This window comes from Limnohabitans lacus, assembly GCF_030053395.1.
Classification (GTDB): domain Bacteria; phylum Pseudomonadota; class Gammaproteobacteria; order Burkholderiales; family Burkholderiaceae_C; genus Limnohabitans_A; species Limnohabitans_A lacus.
This window is the reverse complement of record NZ_JASGBH010000012.1, coordinates 1-19,381: the sequence shown is the minus strand read 5'-3', so window position 1 is coordinate 19,381 and position 19,381 is coordinate 1. Positions and strand designations below refer to the sequence as shown.

Genomic DNA, 19,381 nt, shown 5'->3' with positions numbered 1-19,381 from the left:
CGTGGCCAGCAGCGAGCTGGCCAAAGTGAGATGGGCGCAAGCTTTGCGCAAACCCTTGATTTTACGGTCTTTGCAGGTGAAAAACCCGTCAGGCCAGCCGTCTGCGCACCGCCCCGATCAAGACGATCACCCCACACAGGCCCCACAGGGGCAAGAGCCCCCAGGCGGCTGCCCAACGGGCGTAGGGCGTGAGGCCTGTGCGGCCTTCGTAAGAGCCCACCAGCGTGCCTCGGGTAAAGCGCGGCAATTGCTGCGTGACGCGGCCTTGGTGGTCGATGATGGCCGTCGCACCGGTGTTGGTGGCCCGCAGCATGGGCCGGCCCAGCTCCATGGCCCGCATGCGCGAGATGTTCAGGTGCTGGTCCACCGCGAGGGTGTTGCCAAACCAGGCGATGTTGCTCACGTTGACCAAGACCGTGGGGGCCTTGGCCCCGTCCTTGAAACGGGCGGCCAGCTCTTCGCCAAACAGGTCTTCGTAGCAAATATTGGGCGACAAGCGCTGGCCTTGCCAAGTGATCGACGGCTGATCGGCCCGGCCCGAACTGAAGTCGCCCAAGGGGATCTGCATTTGACGCACAAACCAGCCAAAGCCCGGTGGGATGAACTCGCCAAAGGGCACCAAGTGGTGTTTGTCGTAGCGGTAATCGGTTTGGCCCTCTGGGCCCAATGCCACCACGGCATTGGCATAACCTTCGGACAGGGAGCCCAGCGGCACGCCCACCAAGGCCAAGGGGCGATCAGGCTGGGCGAAGTGTTTTTGCAAACCGGGCCAATAGCCCTCTGGCAAATACTGCCGCAGCAAGGGGATGGCCGTCTCGGGGGCCACCACCAGTGCTTGCTGGCTGGCCCGCAGGCGCTCGTCGTACCACTGCAATGCGTCACGGATGCCGCTGCGCACATCGAACTTTTCGTTTTGGGTGATGTTGGCCTGCAACAGCTCCACCTGGCCAGAACCGGCCGAAACCGTGAACGCGGGCGACCAGGCCTGCACCGCCCAAGACAACAGCCCCACGAGGGCCAAGGGCCGTATGGCGGCCAGGCGCCAGCCGGTCAATGCCAGCCGCATGGCCAATAGCGCGGCCACAAAGCCCAAGCCATAAACACCAACCCAAGGCGCCCAGACCGAGAGCACACCGTCAACGTGCGCGTAACCACCCGCACCCCACGGGAAACCGGTGAACCATTGCCCCCGCATGAGTTCGGCCAAGGTCCACACAGCGGCAAACAAGACGCTGCCGAACCAGGGGCGTGACTGTGGCGAGACCGAAGTACTCAAGGCCACCCAAGCCGCAGCCGCTGCGGCATAAAACAAGGACACGGCCGATGCCAAGGCCAGCACCGCCAAGGCCGCCAAGGGCGCAGGCAGCCCGCCCACATCGTGCATGGAGACGTACAACCACCAAAAGCTGCCACCCAACCAGAAGGTGGCAAACACGCCCGAGAACCATGCAGCGCGGCGCACCCCCAGCGCAATAGGCACGCCCCATGAAGCGATGCGCATCAAACCGTTTGCCAGGATGGCCAGGCTCAGGACCTGCAGCCAACCGTGCGCCTGACCACTGCTGGGCAGGGCGATCGACGCGGCCTGCGCCAAGCCTGCCAATGCAGGCCACAGCAAAGGCCGGCCGTGCAGCAGCTTCATGCAGGCGTGACGGTTTCGCTGGCCACCGGGGAGACCTTGAACCAGCGCACAGCGCCTGCACGGGTGTGCAACACGACAAACTGCAAACCGGCGAGGATGTGCTTTTCACCACGGCGGGGCACGTGGCCCATCTCGTGCGCGATCAGGCCGCCGATGGTGTCAAAGTCGGGGCCTTCGCTGTCTTCGCGGGCTTCTTGCAGGTTGACGCCAAAGGCCTCGCTCACGCGCTCGAGTGAGGTGTCGCCGCTGACGCGGAAGGTGCGGTCAGGCAGGCCAAAAATATCGCCGTCGTCATCGGCGATGTCGAACTCGTCTTCGATCTCGCCCACGATTTGCTCGAGCACGTCTTCGATGGTGATGAGCCCGGCCGTGCGGCCAAACTCGTCGATCACGATGGCCAAGTGGTTGCGGTTGTCGCGGAACTGGCGCAGCAAGTCGTTCAGGCCTTTGCTCTCGGGCACAAAGACAGCCGGGCGCAGCAAGGCGCGGATGTTCAGCTCGGGGGCGCGTTGCAGCTTGAGCAGGTCTTTGGCCAGCAAGATGCCAATGATGTTTTCTTTCTCGCCTTCATAAACCGGAAAGCGCGAGTGCGCGGTCTCGATCACCTGGTGCAGGAACTGGTCAAACGGGTCGTCGATGCACAGCAAGTCCATGCGGGGCGCGGCCACCATCACGTCGCCAGCCGTCATGTCGGCCATGCGGATGACGCCTTCGAGCATCAGGCGGCTTTCGGCATTGATGATGTGGTTGTCCTCGGCCTCGGCCAGGGTTTCAATCAACTCGTCAGCGGAATCGGGGCCGGGATGGATGAATTCGGCCAACTTTTGCAGAAAACTGCGCTTGTCTTCGCGCTCAGCGGGGCGCGCAGGGTGAGGGTCTGACACAGTCAATGGATGCAGGACATGCCGTTATTGCGAAGCCACAAGGATAGCGGATTCATATGACATCAGCTGAAAACTCAGGGTGGGTCGCTGTGGTGGCGGGCGCCGCGCACCCCCTGGCGGATCTCTTGCACCGTGGCCAACCATTCGCGGAACTGCTTGGCCTGCATTTTGAGCTGGTAGTCGATCTCGGCCATCTGGTCTTGAAACAAACCGCTGACTTGGCTGTCTAAAGTGGCCTCGGGCACAGTCAGGTAGGCCTCGCTTTCGCTGCCGTCGCGCTCGACCCGCGCACCGGCATGCCGCGCGATCTTGAGCATGGCCACGTTTTCGCTCAGGGCGTGCACAAACAACATGCTGACGCCTTCGTTGCGGGCGTGGTTGACGGCATGGCGGAACAATTTGGCGCCCAGGCCCCTGCCCCGCTGGCGGGTGTCCACCGAAACACCAAATTCCGCGCAAGTGGCCCATTGGGGATCGACCGAATAGGCCAGGTGGGCCATGGCCACGATCTCCAAGCGGCGGTTGAAGACGCCAAAAATTTCATCGCGAACGAAATTGAGCCCCGACACATAGCGCTCGATTTGCTCATCGGTGGCGGGGTAGCCAAAGCGCAAATAGCGGTCTTGTGGTGCCAGCGCCAGCAAGTGCTTGAGGATGCGGGGCTTGTGCCGCACCGCTAAGGCCCGGATGGGGATCCAGCGCGAAGCCGCAGGGGTGCTGCCTGCCGGCACCAAGTCCACAGCCGAAAGCACGCGAAGCCAAAGTCGTCGAAAAAATCCGGGGTTGGGCGTTGTGGCGGGGGTCATGGTGTTGCCTAGGGTATTCCCTGATTTTGCCTCCAAATGCTGGCCGCTGCCAATACCGGTAATTTGTCGCGTGAGAGACCTTTTTTCAGGCGACCAAGGGCTTGCCCGATCACACCTCGTGCGCGAGCTGACGACAATGTCTGCACAGGAGAGAAATGCACATGGAACGTATTTGGCAAAAGAACTACCCCGCAGGTGTCCCCCATGAAGTGGACGCCAGCCAATACAGCAGTCTGACGGACTTGCTGGAAACGGCATTTCGCCAGCATGGCGACAGCCCTTTCACGGTTTGCATGAACCAATGGATGAGCTACAAAGAGCTCAACCAGCTGTCCACCGCACTGGGCGCGTGGCTTCAAAGCAAGGGCCTGCCGCCCGGCAGTCGCGTGGCCATCATGCTGCCCAATCTGCCTCAATTTGCCGTGACCATGGCCGCTGTATTGCGCGCCGGTTACACCTGCGTGAACGTCAACCCGCTGTACACCGCCCGCGAACTGCAGCACCAACTCAAAGACTCCGGCGCCACCACCATTGTGGTTTTGGAAAACTTCGCCGCCACCTTGCAAGAGGTGCTGGAGCACTCGGCCATCCAGCACGTGGTGGTCGCCTCCATTGGTGATTTGCTGGGCACTTGGTATGGCCGCTGGTTGACCTTTGCAGTGCGTCATCTGGCCAAGCTGGTGCCCGAGTACGAGCTGTCCTTGGAAGGCGGGCGCACGGTCACAACGTTCAAGAAAGCCATTGCGCAAGGCAAAGGCATGAGCTTCAAAGCTGTGCACCAATCGCTGGACGACATCGCCTTCTTGCAATACACCGGCGGCACCACCGGCCTGAGCAAAGGCGCTGTGCTGACGCACCGCAACGTGGTGGCCGCCATGCTGCAAGCCGAAGCCTGGTTCTCGCCAGCACTGGCCGACATTGGCGACCTGCGCAAAGTCAACAGCATTGCCGCGCTGCCGCTGTACCACATCTATGCGCTGACGCTGTGCCTGCTGGCCATCCGTCAGGGCTCGCACATGACGCTGGTGCCCAACCCGCGTGACTTCGGCAAGTTCATCGAGGTGCTCAAGCAGCGCCCCTTCCACATGCTGCCTGGCGTGAACACCTTGTTCAACGCCCTGATGCAACACCCGATGTTCAAGACCATCGACTTTTCGTCGCTCAAGCTGACGCAAGCTGGCGGCATGGCCGCATCGGCGGGCACGGCCCACCACTGGCAAGCGGCCACGGGCAGCGCCATGATCGAAGGCTGGGGCATGAGCGAGACCTGCGCCATCGGCACCAACAACCCGGTCACGCAAAAAACATTCAGCGGCAACATCGGCCTGCCCCTGCCCAGCATCGACATCGCCATCAAGGACGACGAGGGCAACTCCTTGCCCGTGGGCAGCTCGGGCGAAATCTGCATCCGTGGCCCCAACGTGATGGTGGGTTACTACAACCAGCCCGAAGAAAACGCCAAAACCTTCACAGCCGATGGTTTCATGCGCACCGGCGACATTGGTGTGATGGACGACGGCGGTTACACCCGCATCGTGGACCGCAAGAAAGACATGATCATCGTCAGCGGTTTCAACGTCTTCCCCAACGAGCTGGAAAACGTGATCTCGACCTGCCCCGGCGTGGTGGAGTGCGCGGCCGTGGGCATTGCCGATGCCATGCAAGGCGAGGCCATCAAGGTGTTTGTGGTGCGCAACGACCCTATGCTGACCGAAGAGGCTGTGGCCCGCTTTTGCCACGAAAACCTGACCGGCTACAAGCGCCCCAAGTACATCGAGTTCCGCGACGAGTTGCCCAAGACCAACGTGGGCAAGATCTTGCGCCGCGAACTGCGCAGCAACAAGTAAGGCACACGATCTCCCATGAGCACACAGCCTGCCCTGCCCACTGGCGTCACCGTCATCGAGCGTGGCTGGCTGTCGGCCAACAACATCTTGCTGCAAGGCGCTGACAGCGCCACTTTGGTGGACAGCGGCTATGTCACGCACCAGGCTCAAACGCTGGCCTTGGTAGGGCATGCGCTGAACGGCCGCACGCTGGACCTGCTGGTCAACACCCATTTGCACAGCGACCATTGCGGCGGCAACCAAGCGCTGCAAGCGCACTACCCTGCGCTGCAAACTTGGATCCCACCGGGCCTGGCCAGTGCCGTGCAAGGCTGGCAAGAGGACGTGCTGAGCTACAAACCCACAGGGCAAAACTGCCCGCCCTTTCACTTCAACGGATTGCTGCAACCGGGCAGCACCCACCGCTGGGCCGACATGGACTGGCAGGTGCATGCCGCGCCTGGACATGACCCGCATTCGGTGATTTTGTTTGCACCCGAGCACCGCTTGCTGATGTCGGCCGATGCGCTTTGGCAAAACGGCTTTGGCGTGGTGTTTCCTGAACTGGTGGGTGTGGATGCCTTCGACGAAGTGGCCCAAACCTTGGACCTGATCGAGCGCCTGAACCCGGCCACCATCATCCCGGGGCATGGCGCGGTCTTCACCGAGGTCGCGCCCGCACTGGCCTTGGCACGCAGCAAGCTCGAAGGCTTTGCGAAAACCCCCGAAAAACACGCCCGCTATGGCGCCAAGGTTTTGCTCAAATTCAAATTGCTGGAGTGGGGCCAAATTTCTCGCACAGACTTTGATGCTTGGTCAACTCAAGTGCCCTACTTGGGCGACTTGCACGAACGCTTTGGCATGGGCCATGACCGCAAAACCTGGCTGGACATGATGCTGGCAGAGCTCGAGCGCAGCGGGGCCATGCAGGTGCAAGAAGGTATTTTGATCGACGTCTGACGTACCAGGCGCGTTGTATCATTTAAAGCATGCTTGAATGCATTCTTTACCAATCCACGCCGGCCCAAGAATTCGGTGCTCAGGCGCTTTTTCAACTGCTGACGCAAGCCCAGCTTCGCAACGCATCACTGGACATCACAGGCCACTTGCTTTTTGTGAATGGTCAGTTCACGCAATGTTTGGAAGGTCCTGCCAACCGCATCGAGCCATTGTGGCAAACCATCCAAAGCGATCCTCGACACCAGAGCGTCGAATTGCTGATGCGTCGAACCATCGACAAACGCCGCTTTCCCGAATGGAGCATGGCTTTTTCAACCTACAGCACCTACTACGTGCACGGCATGCGCGGCTTTTTCCCTGTGGATGCCGATGCCCCATCGCCCTTGGTGCAGCTGTGTAGAGAAGCCACATGATGATGCCGCAATAAAAAACCCCACTGGCGTGAACCAATGGGGTTTTAATTTGGTGGCCTGGGACGGAATCGAACCATCGACACGCGGATTTTCAACGCACCTCTCCAAACTGCGAACCGTGCAAAGTCAAAGTTCAAAAGCGGCCAGGCCAAAGTGGTGTGCGTATTTTGTGCGATTGCAGACGCTGGGACGAAGTGAGTACCTTTCCACAAAGTTGCACTCACTTGCCCACATTTAGCTGCCACTTGAGTGTGGTTTAACACGACGCATCACCGTGCAAAGCCTGCACGAAGCTTGTTTGACGCTGTGTCAATAGCGGTATCAAGTTCCCCTGCCAAAACTGCTTCTTTGATGACTTCCAGAGTGGGCACAAGCTCCTTTTCGCTGGCAAGTTCAACAGCGAACTTGCCCTTTGCCAATTCCAGCAAACGAGCGCCGTAACGTACGCTCAGCGCGAGCTTGCCGCTGTCAGTAGTAAACCACCACTGCTTAACCCGCTTGTTGACCTCGACCTGCTTGCGCAGCCCAGTGTCGTTTTCCACGACAGTGCGGAACTTGGTTGCCGTGAACTGCGTGCCTGCTTGCTGTGCTTTCGCCAGTTCTGCTTGTTCCCACAAGCGCTTGGCCAGTTTGTTGCGCCGCACTTGGACAGCGGGCATATGTGTAGGTTTGACAGCTGTGCTCAGCTTGAGTGATGCGAGGGTTGCCATGTGCTTTTCCTTTCAGTTGTTGATAAAGCACAGACAAGTATGTGATCGACCACGGGGATTGGGCGACCTGAAACCCGCCAGATTGGACGGACATGGGTACAGGTGTCGTGTTACCCACGATGGCTACGGATAAGTTGCCTTGATTCTTACCTTGATAAGCGTCAAAATGCCCCAGACTTCTAACAAAAGTAATTAATGAAATATCTCAAGTCGTTTTTACTCTGTAGTTTTTTCCTGTGGGGCACTGCTTGGGCTCAAGCGGATTGCAGTCCCTTCAACCCTGAGAACACAAAAATTGTTGATCGCGGACCTGTAAAGACAGTCACTGGTCCACTGGCAGATTTTGATCCATGTCACAAATCTGTTCGACTGGATACCCCTTCATTTTTTGCAAAAAAACGAGGCGATAAACCACCACTGGTCATCATTGCTCATGGTGGTGGTGGCTTAGGTGCTTACGAGCGCGAATTCGCCAAATTGATGAATCAGCAAGGATTTGCAACGCTGATTTTCGACGCGTTCGAGATGAATGGACTGGTTCCACAGTCTGACCTGCTGGTTTATTTTATGAGTAACGGCGGTCGACAGCGGATGATCTACAAAGCCACCTTGGGCGCTTACCAGTGGGCCATCAAGAATGAAAAAATTGACGCAAGCAAGATCTTCATTCAAGGACTATCGAATGGAGCCGCTGTTGCCATCAATATGGCTGGTGCAGTGGATGCAGCCAATGTACGTGGCGTCGTTGCAGAAGGTGGCCCATCGGCGGGTATTGGCTTTCCCGATGACATCAAAGTGCCCTTGTTGCTGATTTACGGCGGAGGTGACAACTACGGTGGCTTACAGCAGGATGATTGGATGCACCTGCGTGGGATGCCATGTAGTTACAACGAAAATTACCGCTTAGCTCCAGCTGGCTTTACACAAACCTGTAATCGTTTGGCGAACCCAACTGAGCCAATGCCTTCTCCGCAAAAATGGTATGAGGGCATAAAAGCCAAGGGGCACGATATTCGCCTAGAGTTGATTGAAGGAGGTGGACACGGCATGATGTTTGCCGATTTTTCATCATCCTCAAGGCAGCTCGCGGGTGGCAGGATGTTCTATCGATCTCAAGGGGCATCAGCAGATGCAAGACAAAAACTGCAACGGCTCGTTCTTGAATTCATTGAGTCCAAGCTCTGACTTGTGTCGCAATACAACAGGATTAAAGCGACTATGGCGGCGGATCAGTTGACTTGAGCGTCTATTTGCTGGGCACGGTGAATGTAGTGTCGTGAAAAACGACTCCTACAACAGCTAGCCCATATCCACGATTGAACAATAACTGCGCCGATTGATCTGTGCAACATCACCTTTACCAGTGTCAATCGACGCCGTTACCCACTAAATTGCAGGTAGACAACCAAACATCATGTCTATAGAGTTTAAAGTCATCCTTGTACCGCAGAACCAAATGAAAAATTCAATACTTGTAGCCTGGGCATTTTTGTTGATTTTTCCAATTGCACACGCATTCGACAGAATAAGCTCTTATCAGAACGCCAAACATCCACCATTTTATTCTGAAACATTCCCTCTCGACTCTTGGGGGCGTACGCCACAATTAGCGGAGGCAAGAGCTTTTTTCAAATACGCCGATGGCAATAATGGCCTGATTGCAAATGAGCACGGATATCAAACACACAATCACACTTTGCAACAAGCGAAACCTGGCATAGTAAATTTTTATGTGATGAAGGATTCAGCGTGGGTCAAAGCAGATGTAAAAATAAATTACAAATCAGAGACATGCATCCATGCAAGAAAAATTATTTCCGCTGACTTCAACAATGACAACGTGATTGACTTCGCATTTATGTGTCAGGGTTATGATGCCATGCCATTTCCTGGCGAGAAAATGAAAATTCTACTAAGCAAATCAAATCACGAGTATGACTTTCAAGTCTTGCACGATGACATTGACTTCTTTCACGGGGGTGCAAGCGAGGACTTTAACGGAGATGGACTGCCGGATCTGTTTGTCGGGACAATGCATAGTCCAAAGTTATATCTAAACATTGGCGATGGAAAATTCAAATATGAAAAAACCTACAGTCAAATAAAAAGAGCCTTTTCAATTGAATTGGTAGATGTGAACGGAGATGGAAAATTTGATATTGTCTCTGGCGCACATGAGTGGGAAACACCAACTACAATTTATTTAAATAAAGGCAGTAATGATTTTGGATATTTCGACGGATTAACCATTCCCCCCGTCCCTGGTGCTGGCAATATATTGGATTTCATAGTATCAAAAAATGATAATTGCTTGTACATCATGAGAACTGGAGGAGAGAAGGGCAATAGAGCAGTCTGGTACAAAGGCGTTTTTATACAAAAACTATGCGGAAAAAGTTCAGAAGTAATTTACGAAAATAAAGACTGGGTAGACCCAACTCGAAAAAGTTATAAATTCACATCGATGCGATGGATGATTGAATCCGAAGGGGCTCTGATATCTGACTGGGGTGGCTTTCTTAGAGTTCCAATTAAATAAATTCAAGCGGATTCATACACTTCATCTCAATATTCAATAGCTGGCGCTCATCAATTTCACCGAAAATTCCTGCTAAACCCAACATGCGCGCATTGTTAGTATAAATACTTTATACGAACAAGATGAAGGTTGCTCGCCGATTGAATTGAGCTGATAAACCCGTTCTGATGTGTGACGGTAAAGAAGGCGTAGCTTGTTGCGCTGATTCATTGCACTACCCCGCTGTGATGGCGGGATGCTTTAAACGCCGCCCCTTTGTGGCCGTAACGTTTGCAATGTCTTAACAGTTGTCATCAAGTCAAACAGGCTTGAGAAAAAGTGAGTGGGAGGCCACGCTCGAAAGAGTACCCCACATGGCACGAACAATGGCTGTTGCATAGGCCGTTCGTTGCTAGCGTAAGGACACGCACCTAAAAGGATGATCGCAAAACCTGCCTTTTCCAGTTCAGTCTGGTTGTGCATATGCAGTATGAATAACCTCAGTGAATGTCGCCGCGCCTTTACGGCGTGGCATATGGATTCCTAGTGAATATCAGTATCTAAGTTGATCAATATAAGGATCAATGTGAGTTAAAGAAATTTGCAGTTGAAATGAAGCGAAGGCTGTGCCTGAAGCGCAATGAGAACTGCGGTTCGCAGAGCGAACCAAATAAGTGAAGGAGTATTAAATGAATTTCACAAATCAAATCTATGCACATCTCAGTGCATCAATGCCTTGCATGACAGCAAGAAAATTTAGCGGGTATTGCGGCATGAGTGAAGGCTACTTTGGGAGCATTACGGCTCAAGGACTGGAGATGTCTACAAATGCACTGTTCCATCTGGCTGAGGTGATTGAGCAGAAAAACCGATTAGACCCATCAGCTGAGTTGCATCGCTCTATTGAAATCATTGCCACGGAAATCGCACGACGCATGAATGACATGCCATCAGCGAGTTATGTCATACGAAAGCAGGTCATTGGCGCACTTGGAAGGGCGTATGCAAAGCGCGAACTCGAGTTTTCCGCGCCACCAGTGCTGATAGGTTAAGGGGCAGACATGAAGATCGAAGAAATTATCGGCACCATCAAGCCACTTAAGCCACTCTCCCCTGCGGATGCCCAAGTTGACTCGCTCAAGCGACAAGAAAAACAGCTGGCTACAACGGTCAAACTAACTCGAGTACGAAGCGCCATCGCAAAAAAACGTCAACAGCTGTCCAAACTGCTGAGCCCCAAGTAGTAGGGGATCAAAACAGCGCTACAAGCAACTTTTTCTACCGCATTGCGGGGTGCATAGCTGGCCCACTGCTCAAACGCTTGTGCGCTGTTTAAAGCTTCGCAGCCAATTTCAGTCGTCTTGATCCCACAGATCGACGACTTTATAAGCCCAATTTCGCGCCAAAGAAAAGTACGCTTTTCTTAACCACGTTGATTTCATTGAGGTTTTTTGCCCCGCCAGTTTTACGGGGTAAAGGTCGCCCAAAAACAGCAAAGAAAACACACTTACAGGAGCGAAATTATTTAAGTAAACGAGACCACATCATGTCCCAAGCCAAGACACTCACTCCTGCAGAAATTGATCACATGCTCGCATTCGTCGCACAGCGCAGTTTTGCAATCCGCAATCGCGTGATGCTACTCACAGGTTTGTGGTCAGGCATGCGTGTGGGGGAAATCGCCAGCTTGTCCGTAGGCGATGTGACCAACGCAGATGGCAGCATCCGCGCAGAAGTGCGCTTGACTGCAGAGCAAACCAAGGGACGTCAGCCACGCACGGTGTTTTTGCCTCAAAAGTTACGGGATGAGTTGGCTACATACATGGCACTGCGTAACGGAGCTCGACGCTGGAAACATTGGCAAAGCTGTTGTGCTTATTGGGACTTGGCAATCTGACGGTAGCGTCATTGTTCGCAGTGTCGTGGAAAACGACTCTGCAGTGAATGTTGCTCTAGCATGTCACTACAGTGCCAACAAAAGCGAGGTTAAAGAAACCGCAACCCAAAAGCAGGCTGCTAATGACGAACAAGTCAAACAAGATGCCATTACAGAAGTTGCTAAATTCGCTTTAGTCAATGCCTGAAGCATAACGGGCAGCAAATTTGCTGCCCGTTTTTTATCTAAAAATTTTTTCAAGAAATGGACTACCCCATGTGGAACCCTAAAGACTTTGAAGCAACCTACAGCCCCAAATCAGTTGATGACATCGTTTTCCCAAACGAGATCAGCAAAACATTAATAGGGGAACTCGTAACTGGAACACGCCCCTTCCCCATTCCAGAGGGCAAATGTGGAATCTTGCTCTACGGCATCCCTGGAACTGGAAAAAGTGCACTCGCCAAGCTATTACCTGATGCGATGGAGTTTCATCGTAACGGTGGCAACGCTCAGCAAGACACGCTTTATCTTCGCGTTCAGCAAGGCAACAACGGCGTCAAGCTATTGGAAAAAATTGATTCCAACGCCCGTCAGTACACCATCAGCGCAAGCCATCACTACTACGTGCTTGACGAAGTAGACAACCTGAATGACCAGGCCATGAAAATGCTGAAATCCGTGATGAACGTTCCTGGATGTGTATTCATCCTGACCACAAATAATTTCAGCGACATTGAAGTTGGGGTACGTAGCCGTTGCCATTGCATCCCCTTTAATTCAGCACCACCTGAAGGGTGGTTGCCGCTAGCCAAACGCATATTGAGCGATGCAGGCATATCTGGAATTAGCGATAAGCAGTTGCTCGCAGTGATCGAAACAGGCAACGGCAGCGCTCGTGACATTCTGAACGCGATCGTGGGCATCGTGCTGTCCGTCCACCAGCAACGTTCTAGTCAGACGGGTGTCACTTAACACGACATATTCACATTAAAGCCTGCACATGTGCAGGCTTTTTTGTTACGCTTGTGAGATAAATATCCTGGACATTTTAATGAAGTCAAATTCTTAAGGATCAATATGCCCTACACAGATGGAACGCACGCGGCGCAAGGGTGCATCAAGCAACTCACGGAGTTAGGTGCACTTGTGGACGTCTACTCCAAGCAATGGCTCGAAGCTCACCCAAATTTTCCCTACTGCAGTGCTGACGATCTGGCTGAATACCAAGCTACATCCAGCAATGCATGCGAAGGTCATTTGTTGATCATCTCAGCGAGTCTTGATGAGTCTGTAGTTGCTGAGCAGTTGATGACTGCATATCCTGGATTCGAGTCTGTCCTTGGGAAAAATGCACCTTTCCACAAGCCTGATCTCATTTTCATCAACCTTGCGACTCAGCAAATTCTGTGCGTTGGCCTAGGAAGAAAGAATCGGATTTTTGGCTATGCCATAGGAGAAAAAGCAGTAGAAATCGACGACGACAACGTGCAAGACGTCACTTCCACTGATCAAATAGATGATGCTGGCACCCCTACGCTTCAGTTTATACGCAAGTTTGTTCAGCACGACTACGCAGGCATTGTGACCAGATTGATTGACTCACTTTATGAGTTTGGTGTTGCTGCCTGTGAATGGGATCATCTTCCACTGTATCCAGAGCTTATCGAAGAAGCTCTTGCCCAAGGCCCAGATGAAGATGGATTATTTGATATTGACGACGAGATGATGACACTTGAGGAGGCCCGTAGCGTCATCGCTAAATTTGAATCAGCTGATAGCTGGGGCAAGGAAAACCTCTCAACCCTTCAAGACCTATTCCCAGAATTAACATGGGCTGACCTTAGTACAGGTGACTACTGAGATCAGCCCTGCGACAACTAAAGCCCGTCACCGTGCGGGCTTTTTTTCGTCTGCAATTCGGGGCTGCGCCCTGCTGGGCGCAGCTACTGTCGTGTCAAACACAACACCACACATCAAGCGGCGCTCAAATCCCCTGCACAGCACCCCGCACGCCCCAGCCTTTAACGGAACGGTACTGATGCTGGTCACGCGCCGCTTACAGGGATTGCAACAGGAAACCCGCCAAAGTGGACGGACTCTGGTCGTCCAAATCGCCAATCGAAAACACACTGTGTCCATAGCAACCAACAAAGGACACAACGATGGACGAAAATTACGACCTTTCCCGCCTATGCCTGTTCACAGGGACAGAGCACTACCACCGCCTCAACCGCCGTTGCCTGCTCACAGATGGTGCCAAATATCTTGCGGAAGGCGCAGGAGCGTTTTGGCTGATGGATGCGGCAGCCAGCTACTTGCTTGAACTTGGCACGTCGGACTGGTTTGTGCAGGTCCGGCTTGTGGTCACTGGCTCAACTGCCGTGCTGACAATGGAAGATGGCAATGGTGCAGTAAGGGCAAGACAGGTGATTCCTTATACGGATTTCCCGATCCCACATTACACCCTGTATGCCTGCTGGAATGGCAGTGATTGGGTGATCATGTTGACGAGCGAGTATTGAAGATGTCGTGTTACACGACATTGGCTCAATACCCAGCAAGTTTTTTATACCTACTGGGATTATGAGCACTGAATGTCATGTTACACGACGTCCTTCATTTAGATACTTTCTCGACGAGTTTTTTAAGTTCTTTGCTGCCAAGAACTTCTAGAAGACGAACGCCACCTTCTAAATTCAAGTTCTTCATGACTGCGCGAAACTTTTCGCGCTCATATAGGGCCTTGTCGCCGTTGTACGACTCATGCAATTTATTAACTACTGAAGATAGTAGCGTTGCATTCTGGGATGTCGTGGGGCGCTCAACGATGTTGGCTCGTACATCAGATTGATGTAGGAAGGCAGTAAGCGCCTGATCCAAAGGTAGGCCTTCAACCTTGTTGCAAATGGTAGCCATCCACCAAAGCCGTGAGGCAGCATTATCTCGCTCAATCCCACGCGCACCTTTAGCGAAAAAATGCTTCTTGATGTGCGTCACTGCTTTTTCGTCGTTAGCAGGAATGGGCCAGCGAGTGCGGGCGTACTCCAATAGCTCGATGTGGCAGAGACGTGCCCATAGTCGTTCGTCTCGTGCAAGGTATGAGCTAACACCCCCAATGGCTTGAAGGATGTGCAAACAGCAGGCCACCTCGTTGTCATTTTCTTTGGTGGAAGTAATTTTTTTTAAGGCCTCTTCATCCGTCGTGCATGAGGAGTCTAGAAAGTGAGACTGATCGTGAAGAAGATCAGTAAAGTCTCCAGAACGATAGAGGTCCAAGTTCTTTGCGACATCTGCAAAAAGCTGGGCAACGGTTTGAGCACGGAACAACTGCAGGTTAGACATTTGATTCTCCCTGGAAGACATTTGCACGCAATACGTTAAGTGGGTGCTTCATTAGCTCTTGAGCTATGACGTATGCATCTTGTGATTCAACGTCTAGCCCTTTATTGTGGATTTGTTGGGACATGACACGTGCCCACTTGAGATCACCAAAGTCGCCTACATCCTTCAACATTTGGATTGCTTGAGTTACCGCCGAGAAATACAGTGAGTTGATTAAAACGGCACGACTGGTTTTGCTGTTTCTTGCGTTATCAATCGACTCTTTCATTTCAGGGCTAACCTCGATTTGAACGTTGTCCTGATCTACACCAACCTTCCACTTGCCACCAGACAGTTGCTCATTTTTGACGAGCTCAAAAACTGAAGACAGGGGTTTGAACAACTCTCTATCGATGTAAATGGCATTTGTTTCATCTTGAGCAAGAATTTGTCCTGCCGTAAAGAAGAAAGCTTCTTGACCAAACTCTGGGTTGATGTCCTGGGATCTAAACCCGTTAATGTCTTTGACTGCGACGATATACGAGTCCACAAGAACTTCGCCACGTAAAGAATCGGCATCGAGCTTTACTGAGAATGCTTGCTGATCAGTCTGTATGACTTTTCGAAAATAGGTGTCACGACATGAAACTATGGACACAAACTTGGCAAAACCCTTATCAATCTCTGCTTGCAGTTCCTCAGATGAGGTGATAAATGTGCAGTCAAGTGCTATCTCGTTTCCTGAGATGGTGAATTCAGTATTGGTCTGGAAGTCAACATCGAGATAGTCATCGCTGAATGGACGCAATACTGGGTAAGGAAAAGTTTTTTGTCTATCAAATTTCATGACCAGCCACCTTCAATGCACCTGTAAAGTTTTCGCTGAGAGTGATGTCAACTGACTCTCGCTCACCCTTCGTTACGGGAAGTTGAACCTTTCCGTGCTTGATATTTCCCTTGCCACAGGCGGTCGCCGCAATCAGATAATCGCTATCAGCCCCAACTTCAAACAAGCTAAGCTCGATAGTCCCGCTCACCAGAGGGGTAAAGGATATACGGCGACTTGTCCCGCTAGTCACTACAGCACGCAAATTAGACAATCCTACGGTTGGTTTCGCCGTGGCAGAGCCAGTTCCTCCTTTCGAGGTACCTTTGCCACCTTGGCCGTCGCCACCGCCAGCGCCTTCTGCGCCACCGCCACCTTCTCCATCTTCACCATCAGTGCCTTGACTAGAGCCTTCTTGTTCAGGAACCTGAACTTTCGACATTCGTACAGGAATAGGCTTCGCTTTTATGGTGATCGAACCGTACGGGTTAATTTCTTCTGATCCGTTCCCTTCACCTGAATTGCCTTCTTCTGCAAAGAAGTCTTTCAGTTCATCCAGCTTTGTGATTTCTGATACGGGATCTTTCGCATGGCGTTGCAGCCGTTCTCGTATCCAGCGAGCAACTCCTCTTAGTGCTTTGCGTCCTCGGTCTTGAGCATCTTTAGTTGGGAGTCTCTCTGGTTCAAAGTCATCGTGTCTTGGTGGTTCCATAGCACGAAGAAGCTCAATACCTACTTTGCTCTTGCATTGAAAAACTGCGACAAACTCTTTGAAATCGGAGAAGCTTTTCAAGCCTTGGATATTGAGTGAGTCTGAAATGAACATGCCATTTCGCAAGAAGGCCACCTTTTTGGGCATGCCATCACCCACAAAGATACGGAGCTCACATAAACCTAGTATTGGGTCTTGCTTAGGTTCAATAATGACAGCGGCACTCTCGCCCAGACACTCCAAATAATTTTGGCTGTGCTCGAATTGTTCGGGTTCATTTTTTTGATCCTCAATTGCAGATTTGATATCAGAAGAGGCAAAAATTGAGTCAATCGAGTTGGCAGTGATCGCGTATTTGTCACCAATTCGTACTTCTAGTTTCCCTTCCTTGATGGATCCGAAGAAGTTTTCCACAATCGAAGCAGCCAAGTTTTCTTCCCAGCCTTCTTCATCATTGAACCCCAAAATTGTCAGGTTAGTGCCGACATGTTTTTTGTAATCAGCGGTGGATGAAGAGCATCGAAGCCAATCTGAAATCTTAGGATCGATGCCGTCGATTGGCTGGCACTTTTCTTTGATACCCCAAAATCCAATCCCCTGTCGTCGTTGCCCAGCCTTGTCATCGTGAGACATTAAGATGGACTTACCTTGAGTAAGTTGCTGATATTTTCCGTCTTCGTCTTCGAAGACGGTTGATACAAATACAGTCCTTAATTTTGAAACGGCATAGGGTGCGAACTTACCAATGCCAAAAGACCCTGTCGCTGTTTCTGATGCCTTTTTGCTTTGCCCTTTGGCTTTTATGAAGGCGTAAAAGGGCGATCCATTTCGAGAGGGTCCTTTAATGCCCTTAGTGTTGTAGTCCGCAATCTCGAGTACTGTAATTTTCTTGGAACTCAGCTCTTTGAGTGCAGTCTCGAAAAAAGACTTCGACTTGGCGCTTTCGTTCTCGGCAGCATTGTTGCAGAAAGCAAATGTCTCTCGTAGTTCATCGAGTGATGGAATAGATTGAGTTGAAATCGAGCGCTTTTTAAACTCAACGATCACGGGCTTGGAACTTCTCTCATCGTGTGAATCAAGCGAGTTTTGGTTTACTTCTCGCGCAAGGTGCCTTATCGGACTACCAGAGAAATGCTCAATGCCTGGCTCGTTGAAGCCGTCCCATTGGTCGGCATCGTCTACGGGGTGATTCCATCCAGTTGTCATTAGATTCTCTCACTTTCAATTTTTTCTTTGATTGAATTTGCAATGATGTTGATCAAGGGTGGAACTACTGAGTTTCCAACCTGCTGATATCTTTTTGGACGAGATACATCACTAGGGAAGAAGTAGTCAAATGGGAAGCCTTGCATTTTCAGGCATTCAAATTCTGTCAACTTTCTTAATCCCTTTTTGTCAAAGATGAACGGGACGTTATGCCCACCAAGCCCCATATTTGCCGTCAATGTTGGGCATACATTTACCCCTTTATCTCTCACTAGATACTTTCTAAGTTGGTATATTGACCTTCTGTCATCAACCTTCTCTGTGATCATTTGAAAGTATTTGTTGTCTTCATCTAGGTAGTAGGAGTCATCTGCGATTTCTCCATCAAAATCAATGTACTTAGAAAGATCTTTTTCGTCTGCATGTGGGGTGGGAGAGATTGATATCTTTCCGTTCTTAAATCGATTTGTTGCAAAAGCAATCATGAACAAGCGTTTTCGCTTTTGCGGTGTATAGGTGTAATCGTACGAATCAAGCTCGATAGCATTTGACTCACGAAACCAATAACCAGATTTTTTGAGTTGGGAGCTCAACTCCATAAACCAGCTACCACCATCTCCAATTTTTAGATTGGGTGAATTTTCTAAAAGCAAAACACTGGGCCTAGACTCGCCAAACTCTTTGATTAATCGAATGATTTGGTAGAACAACTGGCCACGAGGGTCGTTAAAGCCCTTTCGCTCACCCGCGACAGAGAAGCTCTGGCATGGAAACCCTGCATGAAGTACATCTACTTGTCCGAGCCTGTCGCCAGCAACGCTTACATCGATGATGCTCGCAGGTACATCGCCGTGACGGACAATTTTCCCTTTGCCAATGTTGGCCTCATAGGTGTTGACTGCGGCGGAATCTAGTTCCACAGCCCACTCAGTGGGTATGCCAGCTTCGCGAAACCCAACACAGAAGCCACCAATACCTGCGAACAATGCGCCCGCTCTCAGTTCATTTGTCATCTCAGAGTTCGAAGTTGGCTTGTTGGCCATGAATTCCTGAAAGGAAACTAGCCTTGACTTGATCCACGCTGGCTTGCAATGCTTTTATGATTTTTTTTGCTTGCTCTTCGTTGTACGTGTAATTTCGTCGATTAGCCAAGTTGCCTATCAATGAGATGTCTTTAACTGCTTTATTAACCCTTTTGTTTGCCAATTCTACAAACTTTGCCCCCTTGTCTCGATCCTGAGCGTCAGTTTTAGTTGAATTTTTCATGCTGCCCTCTGATTCCATGTGACTACATTTTTCAAATGTAGCACATTTAAGATATTTTTGACAAGCATAGATGAAATGTTGGCAATATTTGCCGTTTGCAACATCTTCATGAATTGATTGAGATGCGAGGATCTGTCGTGTAAAACGACACCTTAAGCCAACCTCTCAGCCGCCATAGTTGCCGTCAACTTGGAATAATGACGCTCAATCATTGCCGCGCTATTGCCCATTTGTTTCGACAGTGTGTGGATGTCAACTTCCCCGCGCAACATCTCCAAAGTGGCATAGGTCCCTGATGGCCACCCAAATTCCCCCACTTATGGCCACCTCAAACTCCCCCACCTGAATTGATCGGGGACAGGGTCTCAACGCCGACACCGTCGGCACCTGTGGGCAGGACGCATGTTCCGGC

21 protein-coding genes are annotated in these 19,381 nt (G+C 51.6%); 12 read left to right on the top strand and 9 right to left on the bottom strand.

Annotated elements, in window-relative coordinates; genetic code table 11:
• Positions 1-88: 88 nt before the first annotated feature.
• The 3 genes from lnt to QLQ16_RS14440 form a co-directional block, all read right to left on the bottom strand.
• The gene (gene lnt, locus QLQ16_RS14450; RefSeq protein ID WP_283225375.1) at positions 89-1,642 is read right to left on the bottom strand and encodes an apolipoprotein N-acyltransferase; all 1,554 of its coding nucleotides are present in this window, start codon (positions 1,640-1,642) and stop codon (positions 89-91) included.
• Positions 1,639-2,526: a CorC family transporter gene (locus tag QLQ16_RS14445; RefSeq protein WP_283225374.1), complete on the bottom strand. Its 888-nt coding sequence runs from the start codon at positions 2,524-2,526 to the stop codon at positions 1,639-1,641. The genes lnt and QLQ16_RS14445 overlap by 4 nt, the downstream gene beginning before the upstream one ends.
• A gap of 74 nt (positions 2,527-2,600) precedes the next feature.
• Entirely contained in the window at positions 2,601-3,332 is a 732-nt protein-coding gene (locus QLQ16_RS14440; RefSeq protein ID WP_283225373.1) for a GNAT family N-acetyltransferase, read from the bottom strand.
• 161 nt (positions 3,333-3,493) lie between these two features.
• On the opposite strand from QLQ16_RS14440, the gene QLQ16_RS14435 reads away from it, so the two are divergent.
• Genes QLQ16_RS14435 through QLQ16_RS14425 form a run of 3 tightly spaced genes read left to right on the top strand, consistent with a single transcriptional unit; the run spans position 3,494 to position 6,531 of the window.
• A complete protein-coding gene (locus QLQ16_RS14435; RefSeq protein ID WP_283225372.1) occupies positions 3,494-5,179 on the top strand; it encodes an AMP-binding protein in 1,686 nt (561 codons plus the stop codon).
• 15 nt (positions 5,180-5,194) lie between these two features.
• The gene (locus QLQ16_RS14430; RefSeq protein WP_283225371.1) at positions 5,195-6,118 is read left to right on the top strand and encodes an MBL fold metallo-hydrolase; all 924 of its coding nucleotides are present in this window, start codon (positions 5,195-5,197) and stop codon (positions 6,116-6,118) included.
• 29 nt (positions 6,119-6,147) lie between these two features.
• Complete coding sequence (locus QLQ16_RS14425) at positions 6,148-6,531, top strand: BLUF domain-containing protein (RefSeq protein ID WP_283225370.1); 384 nt, start codon at positions 6,148-6,150, stop codon at positions 6,529-6,531.
• Between the two features lie 269 nt (positions 6,532-6,800).
• Here the strand turns inward: QLQ16_RS14425 and QLQ16_RS14420 are convergent, their stop codons facing one another.
• Positions 6,801-7,241, bottom strand: coding sequence for a DUF6641 family protein (locus QLQ16_RS14420; protein ID WP_283225369.1), 441 nt, complete (start codon positions 7,239-7,241; stop codon positions 6,801-6,803).
• A 195-nt stretch (positions 7,242-7,436) separates the two neighbouring features.
• On the opposite strand from QLQ16_RS14420, the gene QLQ16_RS14415 reads away from it, so the two are divergent.
• The 9 genes from QLQ16_RS14415 to QLQ16_RS14375 all read left to right on the top strand — a co-directional run bounded on the left by QLQ16_RS14415 (position 7,437) and on the right by QLQ16_RS14375 (position 14,160).
• Positions 7,437-8,426, top strand: a complete 990-nt coding sequence (locus tag QLQ16_RS14415; protein ID WP_283225368.1) for a dienelactone hydrolase family protein — start codon at positions 7,437-7,439, stop codon at positions 8,424-8,426.
• Between the two features lie 229 nt (positions 8,427-8,655).
• Complete coding sequence (locus QLQ16_RS14410) at positions 8,656-9,780, top strand: FG-GAP repeat domain-containing protein (protein WP_283225367.1); 1,125 nt, start codon at positions 8,656-8,658, stop codon at positions 9,778-9,780.
• 668 nt (positions 9,781-10,448) lie between these two features.
• Entirely contained in the window at positions 10,449-10,811 is a 363-nt protein-coding gene (locus tag QLQ16_RS14405) for a hypothetical protein (RefSeq protein ID WP_283225366.1), read from the top strand.
• Positions 10,812-10,820: 9 nt separating this feature from the next.
• Positions 10,821-11,003: a hypothetical protein gene (locus QLQ16_RS14400; RefSeq protein WP_283225365.1), complete on the top strand. Its 183-nt coding sequence runs from the start codon at positions 10,821-10,823 to the stop codon at positions 11,001-11,003.
• 302 nt (positions 11,004-11,305) lie between these two features.
• Positions 11,306-11,656, top strand: coding sequence for a site-specific integrase (locus QLQ16_RS14395; protein ID WP_283225364.1), 351 nt, complete (start codon positions 11,306-11,308; stop codon positions 11,654-11,656).
• Between the two features lie 25 nt (positions 11,657-11,681).
• Entirely contained in the window at positions 11,682-11,843 is a 162-nt protein-coding gene (locus QLQ16_RS14390) for a hypothetical protein (RefSeq protein ID WP_283225363.1), read from the top strand.
• A gap of 68 nt (positions 11,844-11,911) precedes the next feature.
• Positions 11,912-12,610, top strand: a complete 699-nt coding sequence (locus tag QLQ16_RS14385; protein WP_283225362.1) for an AAA family ATPase — start codon at positions 11,912-11,914, stop codon at positions 12,608-12,610.
• A gap of 105 nt (positions 12,611-12,715) precedes the next feature.
• A complete protein-coding gene (locus QLQ16_RS14380) occupies positions 12,716-13,498 on the top strand; it encodes a hypothetical protein (protein ID WP_283225361.1) in 783 nt (260 codons plus the stop codon).
• A 302-nt stretch (positions 13,499-13,800) separates the two neighbouring features.
• Positions 13,801-14,160: a DUF6876 family protein gene (locus QLQ16_RS14375; protein ID WP_283225360.1), complete on the top strand. Its 360-nt coding sequence runs from the start codon at positions 13,801-13,803 to the stop codon at positions 14,158-14,160.
• 94 nt (positions 14,161-14,254) lie between these two features.
• Here the strand turns inward: QLQ16_RS14375 and QLQ16_RS14370 are convergent, their stop codons facing one another.
• Genes QLQ16_RS14370 through QLQ16_RS14350 form a run of 5 tightly spaced genes read right to left on the bottom strand, consistent with a single transcriptional unit; the run spans position 14,255 to position 18,987 of the window.
• Positions 14,255-14,980, bottom strand: coding sequence for a DUF6339 family protein (locus QLQ16_RS14370; RefSeq protein WP_283225359.1), 726 nt, complete (start codon positions 14,978-14,980; stop codon positions 14,255-14,257).
• Complete coding sequence (locus tag QLQ16_RS14365; RefSeq protein ID WP_283225358.1) at positions 14,973-15,806, bottom strand: hypothetical protein; 834 nt, start codon at positions 15,804-15,806, stop codon at positions 14,973-14,975. Before QLQ16_RS14365 ends, QLQ16_RS14370 begins: the two co-directional genes overlap by 8 nt.
• Positions 15,796-17,703: a hypothetical protein gene (locus QLQ16_RS14360; RefSeq protein ID WP_283225357.1), complete on the bottom strand. Its 1,908-nt coding sequence runs from the start codon at positions 17,701-17,703 to the stop codon at positions 15,796-15,798. The genes QLQ16_RS14365 and QLQ16_RS14360 overlap by 11 nt, the downstream gene beginning before the upstream one ends.
• On the bottom strand, positions 17,703-18,746 hold the full coding sequence (locus QLQ16_RS14355) for a DNA cytosine methyltransferase (protein WP_283225356.1): 1,044 nt from the start codon (positions 18,744-18,746) through the stop codon (positions 17,703-17,705). The genes QLQ16_RS14360 and QLQ16_RS14355 overlap by 1 nt, the downstream gene beginning before the upstream one ends.
• On the bottom strand, positions 18,718-18,987 hold the full coding sequence (locus tag QLQ16_RS14350; RefSeq protein WP_283225355.1) for a hypothetical protein: 270 nt from the start codon (positions 18,985-18,987) through the stop codon (positions 18,718-18,720). The genes QLQ16_RS14355 and QLQ16_RS14350 overlap by 29 nt, the downstream gene beginning before the upstream one ends.
• Positions 18,988-19,381 lie beyond the last annotated feature (394 nt).